Consider the following 18,303-nt stretch of genomic DNA (forward strand, 5'->3'; position numbering starts at 1 on the left):
AAATGAAAGTTGTTTTACTTGCGGGAGGATTCGGCACTAGATTAAGTGAAGAAACTTATGCAATTCCTAAACCTATGTTGGAAATAGGAGGTAGGCCTGTATTATGGCACATAATGAAAATATATTCCTATTATGGGTTCAATGAATTTATCATTTGTTGTGGATATAAAGGGTATGTAATTAAAGAATATTTTGCCAATTATTTTTTGCATGCCAGCGATGTCACAATAGATATAAAAAATAATAATATTGAAGTTCATAATACAAAATCTGAACCATGGAAAATAACACTTGTGGATACAGGTTTAGAAACAATGACAGGTGGACGTATAAAAAGAATTCAGAAATATGTTGAAAATGAACCTTTTTTATTGACTTACGGTGATGGCGTATCAGATGTAAATATAAAAGATTTAGTAGAATATCATGAAAAAACTGGTAAATTATTAACTGTGACAGCTTATAAGCCACAAGGAAGATTTGGAGCATTGGATTTAGATGAAAAAGATGACGTTAAAAGTTTTCTTGAAAAACCTGCAGGAGATAATATGTGGATTAATGCAGGATATTTTGTTTGTCAACCTGAAGTATTTGATTATATAAAAGACGGCGATCAAACTGTTTTTGAAAAAAGGCCTCTTGAAGAATTAGCCAAAGACGGTAATATGAATGCGTTTAAACATTCAGGATTTTGGAAACCTATGGATATATTAAGAGACAACAAGGAATTAAATGCTATGTGGGACAAAAATGAAGCTCCATGGAAAGTATGGGAATAATTTTAGGAGGAAATATGGAATATTTTAATGGAGTCTATAAAGGAAAAATGGTTTTAGTAACAGGACATACTGGTTTTAAGGGTTCTTGGTTATCAATATGGTTAAAGGAATTAGGGGCAAATGTTATTGGGTATGCACTGGATCCGTATACTCAAAAAGATAACTTTGTTTTTTCGGGTCTAGAAAATAAAATAGTTGACATTAGAGGAGACATAAGAGATAAAAAACATTTAAAAGAAGTTTTCGATAAATACAAGCCGGAATTTGTATTTCATTTAGCTGCACAACCATTAGTAAGGCTATCTTATGACAACCCTGTTGAAACATACGAAACAAATGTTATGGGAACTATAAATGTATTGGAATGTATTAGAGAAACACCAGAGGTTAAAATAGGAATAATGATAACAACTGATAAATGTTATGAAAATAAAGAACAGATATGGGGGTATAGAGAAACAGATCCTTTAGGTGGATATGATCCGTATTCATCTTCAAAAGGTGCAGCTGAAATAGCAATAGGTTCCTGGAGAAGTTCCTACTTTAATCCAAAAGATTATGATAAGCATGGAAAGTCTATTGCAAGTGTCAGGGCAGGAAATGTTATTGGTGGTGGAGACTGGTCATTAGATCGTGTAATTCCTGACTGTATAAGAGCTCTTGAAAAAGGCGAACCAATAAATATAAGAAACCCAAAAGCTATAAGACCATGGGAGCATGTTTTAGAGCCATTGAATGGTTACCTGTCATTAGGCCAAAAAATGTATGAAGAACCAAATAAATATTCAGAAGCATGGAATTTTGGTCCAAATATTGAAGGGATTGTTCCAGTGTGGGAAATAGGCAAAAAAATAATAGAAAATTATGGGAAAGGTTCGTTGAAAGATGTTTCAAATCTAAATGAAATTCATGAAGCTCAGCTTCTTGCTTTAGATGTTACTAAAGCTAAATTCAGATTGAACTGGAAATCTAGATGGAATATAGATAAAACAATAGAGAAAACAGTTGAATGGTATAAAAAATATAATACTGAAGATGTTTATGAGTTATGTGTGAAACAGATTAGGGAATTTATTGAAAGTTAAATAAAAAATTAGGAAAATAGAGGTTATTTATATGAAAATATCAATAGTTATACCCTGTTATAATGAAGAAGATAATGTGATACCTATATGTCACGCTTTAAAGGAGATGTTTGCCAAAGATCTCCCAAAATATGAATATGAATTAATATTTATAGACAATAAATCAAAAGATAACACAAGAGAGAGACTTCGTTTATTGTGTAAAGAAGATTTACGTGTAAAAGCTATTTTTAATATAAAGAATTTTGGACAAAGCAACAGTCCTTTTTATGCATTATTTCAAAGTTCAGGAGATTGTACAGTATTTTGTTCTGCTGATTTTCAAGATCCTATTGAAATGATACCTGTTATGGTACATGAATGGGAAAAAGGACATAAAGTTATTACAACAATAAGAACAGGAACTAAAGAAAATAAGTTTATGTATTTTTTGAGAACGGTATATTACAAACTAATTAAAGCAATGAGTAAAGAAGAAATGATAGAACATTTTACTGGTTTTGGATTATACGATAAAAGCTTTATTAGTATATTAAAAAATTTAAATGAACCTATGCCTCTTTTAAGAGGATTAGTAGCTGAGTATGCTCCTGATCATAAATCAATAGAATATGAGCACCAACTTAGAAAGAGTGGAAAAAGTTCAAATAATTTTTTCACTCTATTTGACTTAGCGATGCTTAGTTTTACTAGCTACACCAAAAGTGGTCTTAGAATAGCAACTTTTTTTGGATTTGCAGTATCTTTAATCAGTATTTTAATTTCTATAGTATACTTTGTTTTAAAAATTTTGTTCTGGAATAAATTTGTTATAGGAACAGCTCCTATATTGATAGGTGTATTTTTTTTAGGAGGACTTCAATTGTTTTTTATAGGACTGCTTGGAGAATATATTATGAATATGAATTTGCGAATTATGAATAGACCACTGGTAATCGAGGAAGAAAGAATAAATTTTGACGAAAATAAAAAAGATGAACAGGAGAACTAGATGAAAAAGATAAAAATTCTTGATTGTACATTAAGAGATGGTGGACTAGGCTTAGAAGATGCTAATAAAACAGGAATAAAAACAGAGATTTTTGATAAAAATATAATTAATAAAGTAATCTTATCTTTTAGCCAAACTGATTTAGATATTATAGAATTAGGTTCGATTGAAATAACAAATAATGACATGACTAAATATTGCATTTATAAGTCTATAGAAGATATTTCCCAAAAAATACCATTAAACCATTCTAAAAATCAGATGTATGTAGCCTTATTTAGAGGACCAGATACGCCTATTGAAAATATACCAGATTGGAATGAAAATTATTGCAGAGGAATTAGAGTTATTATTAGATATTCAGAATTACAAAAATCTCTTGATTTCTGCAAAGCGTTGTCTAAAAAAGGTTATAAAGTTTTTGTACAGCCAATGCTTACAATGAGATATACTGAGGAAGAATTGGATTTAATTATCAAAGCCTCTAATGAGATGAAGGCCTACGTTTTATATTTTGTAGACAGTTATGGATATATGACTGAACAAGATGTAATTTATTTTTTAAAAAAATATGACGGTAGCTTAAATTCAAAAATAAAAATAGGATTTCATAGTCATAATAATTTAAATTTAGCATTTTCAAATGTAAAGGCTTTTATTAATTATGAAACTAATAGAGATATTATAATAGATTCCTGCGTATTAGGAATGGGGCAAGGAGCAGGAAATTTACAAACGGAGATTATTGCAGATTATTTAAATAGATATCATGATAAGAATTATAATTATGAAATGATATTGGAAATTTGTGAATTAATTGAGAAATTTTCTCCAAAACCTTTATGGGGTTATACCGTAACTACTTTATTGCCGGCTCTTCATAAAGTAGCGTACAAATATTCTATTAATTTAAGAGAACGGTATGGCTTATCTTATATAAAAATAAATTATTTATTAAAAAATATTCCAGAAAATTTAAGACACAGGTATACACAGGAAAATTTAGAGAAACTTTTGAATTTATTGAAGAAGGGCGAATAATATGAAAGTTGCCGATTATTTAGTTGGAAGTCTAATAAAGATGGGAATTACAGATGTTTTTGGTATACCTGGCGGAGTTGTTCTTGAATTTGTATACGCTTTAAATAAAAGAACAGAAAATATAAAAACGCACCTTTTACATCATGAACAAAATGCTGGTTTTGCAGCTCTTGGATATGCACAATCTACTCAAAAGATGGGGGTAGCGTTTGGAACAAAAGGTCCTGGAATTTTAAATTTAACAAGTTCCATAGCAGAAGCTTATTCTGATTCTATTCCTTCGTTGTTTATAACAGCACACTCACTTGATGATACGAGTGATAAGATGAGATTTATTGAAGATCAGGAAATAAATATAATTCCTATTTTTGAATCTATTACAAAGTATTGTGTTAGAGTAAATAATGCAGATTCTTTTATTGATGAATTGAAAAAATCTATCTATTTAGCTAATTCAGGAAGGAAAGGACCAGTTGTAATTGATATATCTTCAAAAATTTGGAGTAGTGAAGTTTTAGAAACAGAATTAGAAAAAGAAGTTTTAGAAAATGTGAATGATTCCAAAAATACTTTTGAAGATGCTGTTTTATCAATTGAAAAAAATCTTAATGAATCAAAAAGACCATTATTACTTATAGGTGATGGAATAAGGCAGGCAGGAATTGAAAAAGAAGTTATTGAATTTTCTGAAAAAAATAAAATTCCAGTTATCTATAGTAGAGGGTGTCAAGATATTATGTCAGGTTCAAAGATGGCTTTTGGTTATGTAGGAAGTCATGGCATTAGATATACGAATTATATATTATCAGAAGCAGACTTGTTAATTAGTCTTGGAAATAGATTATCTTTTCCTATAAAATCAAAAAGCTTTCTAGATATTTTTAATAAATGTAAATTGATTAGATGTGATATAGATGAAAATGAATTCATACGAGAAATTCCAAATAGTAAAAACTTCCAATGTAATGTAAAAGATGTTTTGAAAGAACTTCTTAATAAAAATATAGAAAATAATAATATATCCGAATGGTTAAATACCTGTAATAGAATAAAAGAAATTCTTTGGGATAGTGATACTAATACGCCTGTAAACGAAATAGCGCATTTATTAGATAGTCTTAGAGATACAGGAGCTATTGTTGGAGATGTTGGAAATAATGAATTTTGGTTATCAAGGGCTTATGAATTTTCTAAAAATAGTAATAAGATATTGTTTTCAAGATCGCTTGGAACAATGGGATGTTCAATTGGAAAAGCAATTGGTGCATATTATTCTTTGAAAAAAAATATTGTTTGTTTTATAGGTGATCAGGCACTTCAAATGAATCCGCAAGAATTACAGTTTATTTCTAATAATAAATTACCTATATGGATTGTAGTTATTAATAATAATTCTTCAGGAATGATTAAATCAAGACAGATTAGAAGATATAATTCAGAATTTTTATTAACAACAGAAGAAACAGGTTATAGTGTAGTTAATTTAGAAAAACTTTCTAATGTATATGATTTTAGCTATATTCAAGTAGAATCAATAGAAGATATTGATAATAAATTAATAGATTGTGACTATACAAAACCATTATTTATTAATTTTATAGTTGATGAAAACATAGATCTGGAAATATCTTTACCTATAGGAAATAGTTGTAAAGATATGGAGCCTAAACTAAGTAAAGAAATTTATGAAAAATTGAATTTAAATATAGATTATAAAAAGGGGAAAAAATGCTCGAATTAATCAAAAAAAATATAAAAAGGTATAGTAATTTTTTTAAATTTGCTATAGTCGGATTTGGGAATTTATTTGTTTCTTTATTGACTTACTATATCCTTGTATATTTTCATGTAAATTATCAAATTGCTAATATAGGAGGTTTTATAACAGGAACTATAAATGGGTATATTTGGAATAAAATATGGGTATTTAAAAATTCTTCGAAAAGTTTTTCTTCTATTATAAAATTTTATCTATCTTATTTAACTACTTGGCTTTTAAGTGCTATTTTATTATATATATGGATTGAACTGTTAGGAATTTCTGATATAATAGCTCCAGTTATAAATGTTTTTATAACAACTCCTATAAATTATTTAATGAATAAATGTTGGGTATTCAAAAATAAACAGTAGTATAAATTTAAAAGAAAAGAGTGGTAGAATGTTATTAGAACGAATAAATAATCCTAAGGATTTAAAAAAATTAAAAAAAGAAGAATTAGAAATTTTAGCAATAGAAATAAGAAAAGCATTACTAAATAGAATGACAAATTATTCTAAAAAAGGGCATGTGGGTTCTAATATGGGGGTAGTTGAATTAACAATAGCTCTTCATTATGTTTTTAATTCTCCTATTGATAAAATTTTATTTGATGTATCTCACCAGTGCTATACACATAAAATACTTACGGGAAGAAAAGATGGTTTTATTTATGAAGAAAAATTTAAAACAATAGGTGGATATACTGATCAAGATGAAAGTGAACATGATTTTTTTAAAGTAGGGCATAGTTCAACTTCCATAAGCCTTGCTGCTGGAATGGCTAGAGCAAGAGATTTAAAAGGAGAAAATGAAAATATAATTGCTCTTATTGGAGATGGAGCTTTAGGTGGAGGACTTGCCTTTGAAGGTTTAAATAGTGTAGCAGAACAGGGTACAAATTTAATTATAATAGTAAATGATAATAATCAATCTATAGCAGAAAATCATGGTGGGCTTTATAAAAATCTAAAAGAACTTAGAGAAAATAACGGACAAGCTAAAAATAACTATTTTAAATCTTTAGGATTGGATTATAAATATTTAGATGAAGGACATGATATTAAAAAACTTATAGAATTATTTGAAAGTGTTAAAGATATTGATCACCCTATAGTTTTACATATAAAAACTATAAAAGGAAAAGGTCTTCCTTATGCAGAAAAAGATGTTGAAAATTGGCATGTTTTTGGGAATTTTAATCCAGAAACAGGAAAACCAAAGTCAATTTCACCTATACCAGAAAACTATGCAGCAATTACTCATGATTATTTAGTTGAAAAAATGAAAAAAGATAAGATGGTTTTTTTTATCACTGCTGGAACACCTTCAACAGCAGGATTTGGGCAATTACAAAGAGAAGAATTGAAAAGTTTTAATTTACAAAGACAATATATTGATGTAGGAATAGCAGAAGAATGTGCTACTACATTTTCATCAGGAATAGCTAAAAATGGCGGTAAACCAGTATTTTGTGTAATGAGTACATTTTTACAGAGAACTTATGATCAAATTTTGCATGATTTAGCAATTAATAAGAATCCTGCTGTACTACTTGTTTTTGCTGGTTCATTAAAAGGAATGGATGCTATAACACATTTAGGATATTTTGATATACCAATGATTTCTAATATTCCAAATGTAGTGTATCTTGCTCCAACTACAAAAGAAGAGTATTTAGCGATGTTAGATTGGGGAATAGAACAAAATGATAATCCAGTAGTAATTAAAGTACCAAGTTGGACAGTAAGACATTCTGAAAAAGAACCAGATAAAGATTATTCAAATTTGAATACTTTTAAAATAGAAGAAAATGGTGGTGAAGTAGCAATAGTAGCATTAGGAGAATTTTTCTATTTAGGAAAAGAAGTAGAAGAGCTTTTGAAAGAAAAATCAGGAATAAAAGCAACATTAATAAATCCAAGATTTATAACAGGACTTGATGACAAAATGTTAGAAGATTTAAAAGAAAATCATAAACTTGTTGTAACATTAGAAAGTGGACAAAAAGAAGGTGGATTTGGACAAAAAATATCTGCATTCTATTCAACTTCTGAGATGAAAGTTTTAAATGTAGGAGCTAAAAAAGAATTTACAAACGAAGTACCTTATGATGAATTTTTTATAGATAATAGACTTACAAAAGAACAAATCGTAGAAGATATACTTAAGTTTTTATAGAAAAATTCAAAAAAATGCGATAAAAAATTATATTATCGCATTTTTACATTTTTTATTGAATATGTATTGAAAATAATGTATAATGCAAATAAAAAATAGGAATATAAAATATGAAATTAAAGTCTATAGAATTAAAGAATTTCAAAAATATAAGTGATTTAAAAATAGAATTTAAAAGTAATAATTTATCAGGAATATACGGACTTAATAGAACTGGAAAAATTTCTATTGTTGAATCTTTACAAATACTTCAAAGATATTTTAGAATAGAAAAAGAGCCTTTAGAAGAAAAAGAATTAATAAGGCAAATAAAAAAAGTAATGAAAATAGGAGAGGATGTACTATCAATTCAGATTGAACTGGAAGGAGAAAAATATAGATATCAATTTTCAGTTTCTTTTGAAAGAGATGTATTCGATAAATTCGTATTGTAGAAAGAATTTAAGGAAAAGGAAATAGATAATAATAGAAAAAAATACAGAAGTTTAATTTTATTCGATAATTCTCAAGAATCTGAATTACCACAATTAATTTTTAAGGGAAAAAATTCTGAATGCAATAAAATAATCAATGAAATTTTAGCAGCTCAGAATATAAAAAAGCAAACATTGTACACTGAAAATACAGAATGAATAGCTATCTGAATTTAATGTTGAATCAAGTTCAAAAATTAGAAATGAGAAAAAATAAAGTTCTTGAGTATTTTACAAAAATATTCAAAAAGATAAATTTATTAAGAAATTATATTTGCGAGATATTTTTGATTACCTTTCAGAATCAGATAATGTTTAATATAGGAAGTTTAATAAAAATGAATATCCATGCGGATAAGGTGGTATATAAAGAAGAAAATGCACATGGAGAATTACCAATGTTTTTAAATTCTGAAACAAATTACTATCCTGAAGAAATTGCAGATATAATTATAAATACAATAGAACAGGTAAACGGTATTTTTGAAACAGTAGTATCTGATTCAAAACTTTATTGTAAAGAAGAAGGAGAAAAAATAAGGGAAAACGGAGTAAAAGAAAAAGCATTAAATCTGTATATAAAAAAATAGATGATAAAGAAATATATATTGAAAATGAATCATCAGGAATAAAAAAGATAATTTCAATTTTATCGGTACTAGTTTATTATGTTAAAGAAGAAGCCTTAGTTGTAATAGATGAACTAAATACACATATATTTGAATATTTACTGGCAATTATTTTAAAAAATATATCAGAAATTGCAAAAGGGCAATTAATCTTTACTGCACATAATTTATCACCTCTGGAAAGATTAGAAAAGGAAAACATAGTAAATAACTTCAATCGAAAAGGATAAAGTAAACTATAGTTATTTAAAAAATGTAAGTAAAACAACAAATTTGCGGCAAAAATATATCAGATCACAGGCTATCAGCGAAGATAATATTACACCATTAAATTTAAATGAGTCAGCATTGGAAATGTATTTGAAAAAGTTGGTGAAATAAATTGAAGGTGAAAATATAACTGCATTGATAGAAGAAATAGAAAATAATTTTAAATAATAAAAAGTGAGAATAAAAAACATGGACAAAAAAAAAATAATAATATCTGCTATCAATTTTAATGAAGGCGGTCCCTTAACAATCTATAAAGAATGCCTTAAATACCTTGAAGAAAACTTTCTGGAAGAATATAGAATAGTGGCACTGGTTCACGATAGAAATTTATTTTCCGAGTATGAAGCAAAAATAGAATTTATTGAATTTAAGGATTCTAAAAAAAGTTACTTAAAAAGAATGTATTATGAATATTTTTATTTTAAGAAGCTGTCGAAAGAATTGAAACCATATTTATGGCTTTCGTTGCATGATATGACACCTAATGTAGTTGCAGCTAAAAGAGCGGTTTATTGCCATAATCCCATTATTTTTTATGATGTGAATAAAAAGGATATAGTTAATGAATTTAAAATGTTTATATTTTCTAAGTTTTATAAATATATTTATAGAATTAATATTCAAAAAAATGATTTTGTTGTGGTGCAACAGGATTGGCTTCGGAAAAGATTTAAACAGATTTTTAAAATTAAGAATGTAATTGTAGCTCATCCTAATGTTGCTATTGATGATTTGGATTTAGAAAAGAATAGACAAAATAATATAAAAATAGTAAGGAATAGTTTTTTATATCCAGCATTTCCTAGAATTTTTAAAAATTTTGAGGTTATTTGTGAGGCTGTGAAAATATTGGAAGAAAAGAATGTTACAGATTTTACAGTTTATCTAACAGTTGATGGCAGTGAGAATCTATATTCAAAAAAATTATTTAAAAAGTATAAAGATTTAAGGAATATAAAGTTTTTAGGTTTGCTAAAAAGAAATGAGCTTATGAAATATTATGGAATTTCAGAAAATATTATTTTCCCATCTAAACTTGAAACTTGGGGATTGCCAATCTCAGAAGCGAAAGCATTTGGTAAAAATATACTTTTAGTAAATTTGGAATATGCTCATGAAACGTTAGGGAATTATGAAAATGTAATATTTTTTGAACCTGATGATGCTAAAGAATTAGCTAAGAAAATGGAAATTTTAATAAATGGGAAAAATGTAAAATTTGATGGAAATATAGAGAAAACTATTGAAAAACCATTTTGTAGGAATTGGAAAGAATTATTCGATATTTTGCTTTCAGATAATAAATAGTACATTTAAATTATCAAAAAGTTATTTTGAAATATAAAAATAGAAAGAAGTTTAAAAAAAATATGGGAAAAGATAAAATTGTTATATATTTTGGGTTTAATAATCCGATTATATATAAACGTGGAGTAGAAAATGTTATATTATCTCAGTCTGGGGCATTGCCACAGAATATAAAAAAATATTATGTATTTTTTGGAGAAAAAGATGAGGATTTTTTTTGGAATGACATAAAATGTATATCAATAAGACATAATTTATTTCGTTTTGTTAAATTAAATAAACTTATAAATAAATTATATAAAAATGCTGAATGTGTTATTCATTCTCATAATTATCTAATGAGTTTTTTTCTTTTGAGAAAAACAGATGTATTTACTGTTCATGACGGACTTTTTTATTTATCATCCCAAACCAGTCATAAGTTTAAAAATGTTTTTAAATTTATTGAAAAAGCTGTTTATAGAAAAAGTAAATTAGTACATTTTATATCAAATTTTTCAAAAAAAGAATCACTTTATGATGAAAATAATTTTATTATTGTTAATAACACTACTCCACTTGAACAAATAAAACTTAAATTTGAAAAAGAATTTTGGAGTTCAAAAAAAGTAAAAATATTTACAGTAAGAAGCATTGAGGAGCGGGTAAATATAGAATTACTTATTGAACTTGCCCAAAAGAATAGTAATCTTGAAATAAAAATTTCTGGAAAAGGGCCTTTACTTGAAAAGTATAGAAAAGAAATAAAAGAAAAGAAATTGGATAATATTGAATTAATGGGATTTCTTGAAGATGAGAAAATAAGGCAGTATTATAATAGCTGTGATATTGTAACAGTTCTGGCTAAATATGGTGAAGGATTTGGACTTCCTATTATTGAAGGATATTTGCATAACAAGCCCGTTTTTGCTTCAAATGTTTCAGCAATTCCTGAGATTATTATTGATAAAAAGTTTTTGGTAAATAATACTGTTAAGGATTTAGAAAATAAAATTCAGAATTATTTGAAGAGGGGGATGAGCTGTAATTTTGAGAAATATTATTATGATAATTTTGGAAATGATGTAATAAGACAAAAGTATATTGAATTGTATAATCAGTTTTTTAAATTGAACTTGTCTGGCAGCTGAATATTCTTTATCTTTAACAAAGGGTTTTACCCCCTTACGAGTAATACTTATTTTCATTATATTTTCAAAGTTATACAGTTATCGAATAGGTTTATTGAAAATCAAAGTATAACAGAATTATGCTTGAAAATTATTAGAATATAATTAAAAAAGGAGTTATATGGAATATGAAAAGAAAAAAAATTTCTCTTGAAATTCAGTGGGCCGTAGGACCAAAAACAGGAGTAGGATGGTATATTTTTAATATTGTAAAAGGGTTAGTTCAAAATAATAAAAATGACTATACTGCTGAATTTATAAATTTTATGAATAGACATAACGTGAAGGAACAAATCAACTATGATATAAAAATAAAGCAAAACAAATTTATTCCATATAAAGTCTATAATATTTTAACTCAAAAATTAAAAATAAGTCATAACTTTTTGATGGGTACAAAATCGGATATTTATCATTTTTTCAATTTTACAATTCCTAAAAATATTAAGGGGAAAGTAATAATTACAATTTATGATACTGTATTTTTTTCAGCTCCAGAAACCATGGGTGATATGAAAGCTATTAGTGAATATAAATATGCAGCTGAGAGATCAGATTTGATTATAACTATTTCAGAAAGTGCAAAATCAGATATTATTAAACATTTTAATGTAGATGAGAAAAAAATACAGATTGTAACACCAGGGATTGACTTACAGAAATATTCATATAATTATACTGATATAGAACTTGAAAATATTAGAAAAAAATACGATTTGCCAAAAAGCTATATTTTATACTTAGGGACAATTGAACCCCGAAAAAATATTGAAAGAATTGTTAAAGCTTTTAAAAACTATAAAAAAGAAGTTAATGATGATTTAAAACTTGTAATTGTGGGGAAAAAAGGCTGGAAATATGACGATATTATGAAATTAATAGAATCAATGGGGACAGATATTATAATTACAGGATATATCGATGAAGAGGATAAAATCCCTATTTATAAACTTGCACAGATATTTGTATTTCCTTCTTTGTATGAAGGATTTGGAATGCCAGTTTTGGAAGCTATGGCATCGGGAACTCCAGTAGTTACATCAAATATTTCGTCAATGCCAGAAGTTGCAGGAGATGCTGGAATATTGGTAGATCCTTTTAATGAAAATGAAATTTTTGAAGCATATAAACAAATTTTGTCAGATAAAAAATTACAAAAAGAGATGATAGAAAAAGGTTTAGAACAAGCAAAAAATTTCCAATGGAAAAAATCTGTAGAAGTTCTTGAAAAAGTTTATGAAAAAATGTAACAAATAGATATAGAAAGGTAAAGTATGGAAAAGTCATTTTATGAATTGTGGAAATTGGGAATTAATTTGATTAAAACAAAGATATTTTTTCCAAAAGCCAGATTAATTCGTTTTCCGTTTGATATAAGAGGGAAAAAATATATAAAATATGGAAGAAATTTTACTACGGGTGCCGGATGCCGAATAGAGGCTTATAATTTTAATAATGGGATTTCAAGTGGGAAAAATCCTCAATTAATTATTGGAAATAATGTTCAAATTAATGACTACGTTCATTTATCCTGTGCAGAGTCAGTTATTATTGAAGATAATGTATTGATTGCCAGTAAGGTTTATATTTCGGATTTAAATCATGGAAATTATTCGTCTTTAAAGGATTTAGGACATTCATATCCAAATGAGATTGTGAAAGAGAGAAAGATTTTTACAAAACCAGTGAAAATTTGTAGGAATGTCTGGCTGGGAGAAAATGTTGCAGTTTTGCCAGGTACAGTTATTGGAAAAAATTCTATAATTGGCGCAAATGCTGTTGTTTCTAAAGATGTGCCAGAAAACAGCATTGCCGTTGGAAATCCTGCAAAAGTAATAAAAAAATATAATTTTGAAACAAAAGAATGGGAAAGAGTATAAAATATGCTTTAATTCCCATTTTTTTATTGATACAGCAAATAATTACTGTATTAAAAAGTTATGACTTTATTTATAAATTTCATATTCAAATTGTTATTTCATCCAAAATTTGATATACTAAAATCAAAAAATATACTAAAACTTTAGTAAAATTGAATTGATAAGTTTTGTCAAATTAGTTTTGAGTGTATTATGAAAAAATGGAAGGAGAAAATTATGAATTTTAATGATTACAAATATGAACATTTGGACTTGGAAAAAATAAAAGGAGAATTTTCAGAGCTGATAGATAGTTTTGAAAAGGCAGAGAATGTGGAGGGGCAGATTGAGGCGTTTGATAAGATTATAAAGCTGAGAAATCATATTGAAACTATGCAGACGCTTGTTTCGATTCGACATAGCATTGATACGAATGATGAGTTTTATGATAAGGAAAATGAGTATATGGATGAAATTAGTCCGATTTTGTTTGGATTTACTAATGATTTTTACAAAGCGCTTATCAATTCAAAATTTAAAAATGAACTTATTAAGAAATACGGGAAATTGCTGTTTGACCTAGCGGAAAATACATTGAAAGTTTTCTCGAACGAGATTATTCCAGATGCACAGGAGGAAAATAGATTATCAAGCAAGTATTCAAAACTGATTGCCAGTGCAAAAATTGATTTTGACGGAAAAGAGCTTAATTTATCGCAAATGGTTCCTTATACTCAATCTAAGGATAGAAATGTGAGAATTGAAGCGGCAAGGAAAGTAGCTCAATTTTTTGCTGAAAATCAGGAAGAATTTGATAATATTTATGATTCACTTGTAAAAGTGAGAACTAAAATGGCACAGAAAATGGGATATAAAAATTATGTTGAATTTGGATATAAACAGCTTTCAAGACTTGAATATGATGCCAAAATGGTAGAAAGTTACAGAAAGCAGGTACTTGAAAACATTGTGCCACTGCATACTGAACTTCGTAAAAGACAGGAAAAAAGGCTCAGTGTTGAAAAACTTAGATTTTATGACGAGGCTATAAAGTTTAATTCTGGGAATGCTGATCCGCACGGTTCGTCTGAGTGGATTTTAAATCATGGGAAAACAATGTATAAGGAATTGTCGAAGGAAACTGATGAATTTTTTACATTTATGACTGAAAATAATTTGCTTGACTTACTTTCTAAAAAAGGGAAAGTGAGCGGAGGATACTGCACTTATATTCCAGAATACAAGGCACCGTTTATTTTTGCTAATTTTAATGGGACATCACATGATATTGATGTCTTGACACACGAAGCCGGGCATGCTTTTCAAGTTTACCAAAGCCGAGGTTTTGATGTGCCTGAATATCTGTGGCCAACTTATGAGGCCTGCGAGATTCATTCAATGAGCATGGAATTTTTGACTTGGCCGTGGATGAAATTATTCTTTGAAAATGATACTGATAAGTACAAATTTATTCATTTGTCAGAAGCTCTTTTATTCATTCCTTATGGAGTAACTGTCGATGAATTTCAGCACTGGGTGTATGAAAATCCAGAAGTTACACCACAAGAACGTCGTGAAAAATGGCTTGAAATTGAAAAAAAATATTTGCCAACTAGAGATTATGGAGAAATTGAAGAATTGAAAAATGGAATTTTCTGGTTTAGACAGGGGCATATTTTCAGCTCGCCATTTTACTACATTGATTACACTTTAGCTCAGGTGTGTGCTTTCCAATTTTGGATAAAATCAAGGGAAGACAGGGAAAAGGCATGGCAGGATTATTTGAATCTGTGTAAACTTGGAGGAAGCAAATCGTTCTTTGAGCTTATGAAGTCTGCTAATCTCAAGAATCCATTTGAGGAAGGGACATTGGCGGCTGTAATTCCAAAAATTAAGGAATATTTGGATAGTGTTGACGATATGAATTTATAATTTAAGTCAGGGTAAAAATAAAAATTTGAAAATATTTATGTTTTTCTATTGATTTTGAAAAAAATTAGTGATATAATAATTGTAGATACAAATTTAGAAAAAACAATACACTAAATATGGAGGTAATTTATAATGATTTATGAAAATATCTTAGACTTAATTGGAAATACACCTGTGGTAAAACTAAAATTTTTAAATGAAGAAAATATTGCTGATATTTATGTAAAACTGGAAAAATATAATATTGGTGGAAGTGTAAAGGATAGAGCGGCACTTGGAATGATAGAGGCGGCTGAAAAGAAGGGAAATTAAAACCGGGAGGGACAATTGTTGAGCCTACTTCGGGAAATACTGGAATTGCGTTGGCATTAATTGGGAAAGCAAAAGGATATAAAGTGGTAATTGTTATGCCTGATTCGATGAGTGTGGAAAGAAGAAGCATTTTGGCAGCATATGGAGCTGAATTAATTTTAACTGAAGGGGCAAAGGGAATGAAAGGTGCAATTGCCGAAGCTGAAAAACTGGCGGCTGAAAACGGATACTTCTTGCCTCAGCAATTTGAAAACCCTGCAAATCCTGCAAAACATTATGAAACTACTGCAAAAGAAATTTTGGATGATTTTCCACAAATTGATGCCTTTGTTTCAGGAGTTGGAACTGCGGGAACTTTATCAGGAATTGGGAAAAGATTAAAGGAGGAACGTCCTGGAGTACAAGTGTTTGCGATAGAGCCTGCAACATCTGCCGTGCTATCTGGAGAGCAGCCTGGAAAACATTCACAGCAGGGGCTTGGTGCCGGATTTATTCCTGGAAATTATGATCCTGAAATTGTAGATGGAATTATAAAAATAGAAAATGATGAGGCTATTGAGTTTGCGGCAAGAGCCTCAAAGGAAAATGGACTGTTTGTTGGAATTTCTTCTGGAACTGCAATTGCGGCAGCTTACAAAGTGGCTAAAAAGTTAGGAAAAGGGAAAAAAGTTTTAGCAATTTTACCTGATGGCGGTGAAAAATACTTATCAGTTGAAGCATTTAGAAATAGTTTATAAAAAATATATGGCAAGAATTCTTTGATATTAAATATATTTAAGATGAATTGCCTTTTTATAATCCTTAAAAAATTTCCTTACATTAATGTGTATAAAAAAGTTGTTTTTGAAATGGTTTTAGTATATAATAAGATATAATTTTTAAGGAGTGTGATTATTATTTTTAAATGGTTACGAAATGAAATAAATAATATCGCAGAAAAAGATCCGGCAGTGAGGTATAAAATGGAAGTTTTCCTTTATCCCTCATTACATGCGGTTATTAATCATAAAATTGCACATTTTTTTCAGAATCATAAATTATATTTTTTTGCAAGATTAATTTCACAGATTTCCCGTTTTTTTACTGGAATAGAAATTCATCCAGGAGCAAAATTAGGAAATAAAATATTTTTTGATCATGGAATGGGAATTGTAATTGGAGAAACAGCGGAAATAGGGGATAACTGTGTCATCTACCACGGCGTAACCCTTGGAGGGGTAAGCGCCTCAAAAACTAAAAGACACCCCACTTTAAAGGAAAATGTAACAGTTGGAACTGGAGCAAAACTTTTGGGAAACATAGTAATTGGAAAAAATGTGAGAGTTGGAGCAAATTCGGTTGTTTTACGAGACGTGCCTGATGGAGCGGTTGCGGTGGGCATTCCTGCCAGAATTATTCCAAAAACGGAAGAAGATTATTACATGTGGTATATTTAGCAAAAATATATGGCTGTGCTTCAAGAATTTTTTGGAAAAATAGCCGCATAGACTCAAAAATCAAAAAAATTTGACAATCAAAGTAAAATATGGTATATTCTCTGTATAAAAATTTAATAAAAAGAGAATCTATTGTATTAAATAATTAAATAAATGTGGAGGTTTAATATGGCAAAAGTAGGAATTTTTTTCGGATCAACAACAGGTGTAACAGAAGATATAGCTCATAAAATTGGAGAAAAGATTGAAGGGGCGGAAGTTTTTAATATTGATGGGAATGAAGATAAGCTGGAAGATTTTGATGTATTGCTTTTGGGAACTTCTACATGGGGATTTGGAGATTTGCAGGATGACTGGGCGGCAGTTGTTGACGACTTGGCAGGCAAAGACTTCAGCGGTAAGAAAGTAGGATATTTTGGAAGTGGGGATCAGGGAACATTCTCTGATACATTTATGGATGGAATTGCCATCATTGATGAAGAAATCCAAAAAACTGGTGCGACAATCATTGGAAAAACTTCAACAGAAGGATACGAATTTAACGAATCAAGAGCAGCAAAAAATGGTGAATTTTTAGGACTTGCCTTAGATGAAGTTAATCAGTCTGAATTGACAGATGAAAGAATTGACGCATGGGTTGAGCAAATAAAAAAAGAATTTTAATAAAAAGCTATGTCTGTGAACAAATTTATTAATAAAAAATTTTCACAAAAGACAAATTAAATATGATTTTAGCTATATTTTAAATATAACTAAGATAAATCAATTTTCACAAGTTGATTTTCTCTCCAAAAATTAAAAAGACGTTCATTAGGGCGTCTTTTTTTCTTTCCTTAATTTTTTTATAAAAAATATATAATTTTCTTTTTTTTATAATAAAATTGATATAAAAAATGATTATATTAGAAAGATTTTTCTCATTTGTTATGATAAAATTATCAATGCAGGAAACAAAGCATACTCAAACTCTCTCAAAATCGAATAATAAATATTAAAAGTGTTTTGACTTTGAGAATGCAGTTTTAATATTTAGTTCGGTTTTTAACACGCCCGAACCCTTGATTAACTTAATAAGA

At 28.4% G+C, this 18,303-nt stretch carries 17 protein-coding genes and 1 pseudogene; all 18 read left to right on the forward strand.

All coding sequences use genetic code 11. The features are described from left to right. The first annotated feature begins 2 nt into the window (after positions 1-2). The gene (gene rfbF / locus HW275_RS07060) at positions 3-779 is read left to right on the forward strand and encodes a glucose-1-phosphate cytidylyltransferase (protein WP_178935866.1); all 777 of its coding nucleotides are present in this window, start codon (positions 3-5) and stop codon (positions 777-779) included. A 14-nt stretch (positions 780-793) separates the two neighbouring features. Then, positions 794-1,864, forward strand: a complete 1,071-nt coding sequence (rfbG, locus tag HW275_RS07065) for a CDP-glucose 4,6-dehydratase (protein WP_255460031.1) — start codon at positions 794-796, stop codon at positions 1,862-1,864. Positions 1,865-1,895: 31 nt separating this feature from the next. Next, positions 1,896-2,855, forward strand: coding sequence for a glycosyltransferase family 2 protein (locus HW275_RS07070; protein WP_178935868.1), 960 nt, complete (start codon positions 1,896-1,898; stop codon positions 2,853-2,855). Beyond that, entirely contained in the window at positions 2,856-3,896 is a 1,041-nt protein-coding gene (locus HW275_RS07075) for a hypothetical protein (RefSeq protein WP_178935869.1), read from the forward strand. It begins immediately after the preceding gene. A 1-nt stretch (position 3,897) separates the two neighbouring features. Further along, complete coding sequence (locus tag HW275_RS07080; RefSeq protein ID WP_178935870.1) at positions 3,898-5,637, forward strand: thiamine pyrophosphate-binding protein; 1,740 nt, start codon at positions 3,898-3,900, stop codon at positions 5,635-5,637. Then, positions 5,625-6,029, forward strand: a complete 405-nt coding sequence (locus tag HW275_RS12570) for a GtrA family protein (RefSeq protein ID WP_178935871.1) — start codon at positions 5,625-5,627, stop codon at positions 6,027-6,029. The genes HW275_RS07080 and HW275_RS12570 overlap by 13 nt, the downstream gene beginning before the upstream one ends. A 28-nt stretch (positions 6,030-6,057) precedes the next feature. Beyond that, a complete protein-coding gene (locus HW275_RS07090; RefSeq protein WP_178935872.1) occupies positions 6,058-7,836 on the forward strand; it encodes a 1-deoxy-D-xylulose-5-phosphate synthase in 1,779 nt (592 codons plus the stop codon). A gap of 110 nt (positions 7,837-7,946) precedes the next feature. After that, complete coding sequence (locus tag HW275_RS07095; protein WP_178935873.1) at positions 7,947-8,270, forward strand: AAA family ATPase; 324 nt, start codon at positions 7,947-7,949, stop codon at positions 8,268-8,270. Between the two features lie 377 nt (positions 8,271-8,647). Then, positions 8,648-8,899 carry a hypothetical protein gene (locus HW275_RS07100; RefSeq protein WP_178935874.1) on the forward strand — a complete coding sequence of 84 codons (252 nt, stop codon included), beginning with the start codon at positions 8,648-8,650 and terminating at the stop codon, positions 8,897-8,899. Positions 8,900-8,910: 11 nt separating this feature from the next. Then, the gene (locus HW275_RS12575) at positions 8,911-9,168 is read left to right on the forward strand and encodes a hypothetical protein (RefSeq protein WP_370464347.1); all 258 of its coding nucleotides are present in this window, start codon (positions 8,911-8,913) and stop codon (positions 9,166-9,168) included. 229 nt (positions 9,169-9,397) lie between these two features. Beyond that, complete coding sequence (locus HW275_RS07110; RefSeq protein ID WP_178935875.1) at positions 9,398-10,519, forward strand: glycosyltransferase; 1,122 nt, start codon at positions 9,398-9,400, stop codon at positions 10,517-10,519. Positions 10,520-10,581: 62 nt separating this feature from the next. After that, entirely contained in the window at positions 10,582-11,649 is a 1,068-nt protein-coding gene (locus HW275_RS07115) for a glycosyltransferase family 4 protein (protein WP_178935876.1), read from the forward strand. Between the two features lie 167 nt (positions 11,650-11,816). Then, positions 11,817-12,938, forward strand: coding sequence for a glycosyltransferase family 1 protein (locus HW275_RS07120; RefSeq protein ID WP_178935877.1), 1,122 nt, complete (start codon positions 11,817-11,819; stop codon positions 12,936-12,938). A gap of 24 nt (positions 12,939-12,962) precedes the next feature. Beyond that, positions 12,963-13,568 (forward strand): acetyltransferase, encoded by a 606-nt coding sequence (locus HW275_RS12580; RefSeq protein ID WP_178935878.1) that lies wholly within the window; start codon positions 12,963-12,965, stop codon positions 13,566-13,568. A gap of 216 nt (positions 13,569-13,784) precedes the next feature. After that, positions 13,785-15,479, forward strand: coding sequence for a M3 family oligoendopeptidase (locus tag HW275_RS07130; RefSeq protein ID WP_178935879.1), 1,695 nt, complete (start codon positions 13,785-13,787; stop codon positions 15,477-15,479). Positions 15,480-15,611: 132 nt separating this feature from the next. Then, a pseudogene (gene cysK / locus HW275_RS07135) lies at positions 15,612-16,528 on the forward strand (cysteine synthase A). A 150-nt stretch (positions 16,529-16,678) separates the two neighbouring features. Next, the gene (gene epsC / locus HW275_RS07140; protein ID WP_178935880.1) at positions 16,679-17,227 is read left to right on the forward strand and encodes a serine O-acetyltransferase EpsC; all 549 of its coding nucleotides are present in this window, start codon (positions 16,679-16,681) and stop codon (positions 17,225-17,227) included. Positions 17,228-17,395: 168 nt separating this feature from the next. After that, complete coding sequence (locus HW275_RS07145) at positions 17,396-17,890, forward strand: flavodoxin (protein ID WP_178935881.1); 495 nt, start codon at positions 17,396-17,398, stop codon at positions 17,888-17,890. Positions 17,891-18,303: the final 413 nt, after the last annotated feature.

It is taken from the genome of Leptotrichia sp. oral taxon 223 (assembly GCF_013394795.1).
Taxonomy (GTDB): domain Bacteria; phylum Fusobacteriota; class Fusobacteriia; order Fusobacteriales; family Leptotrichiaceae; genus Leptotrichia.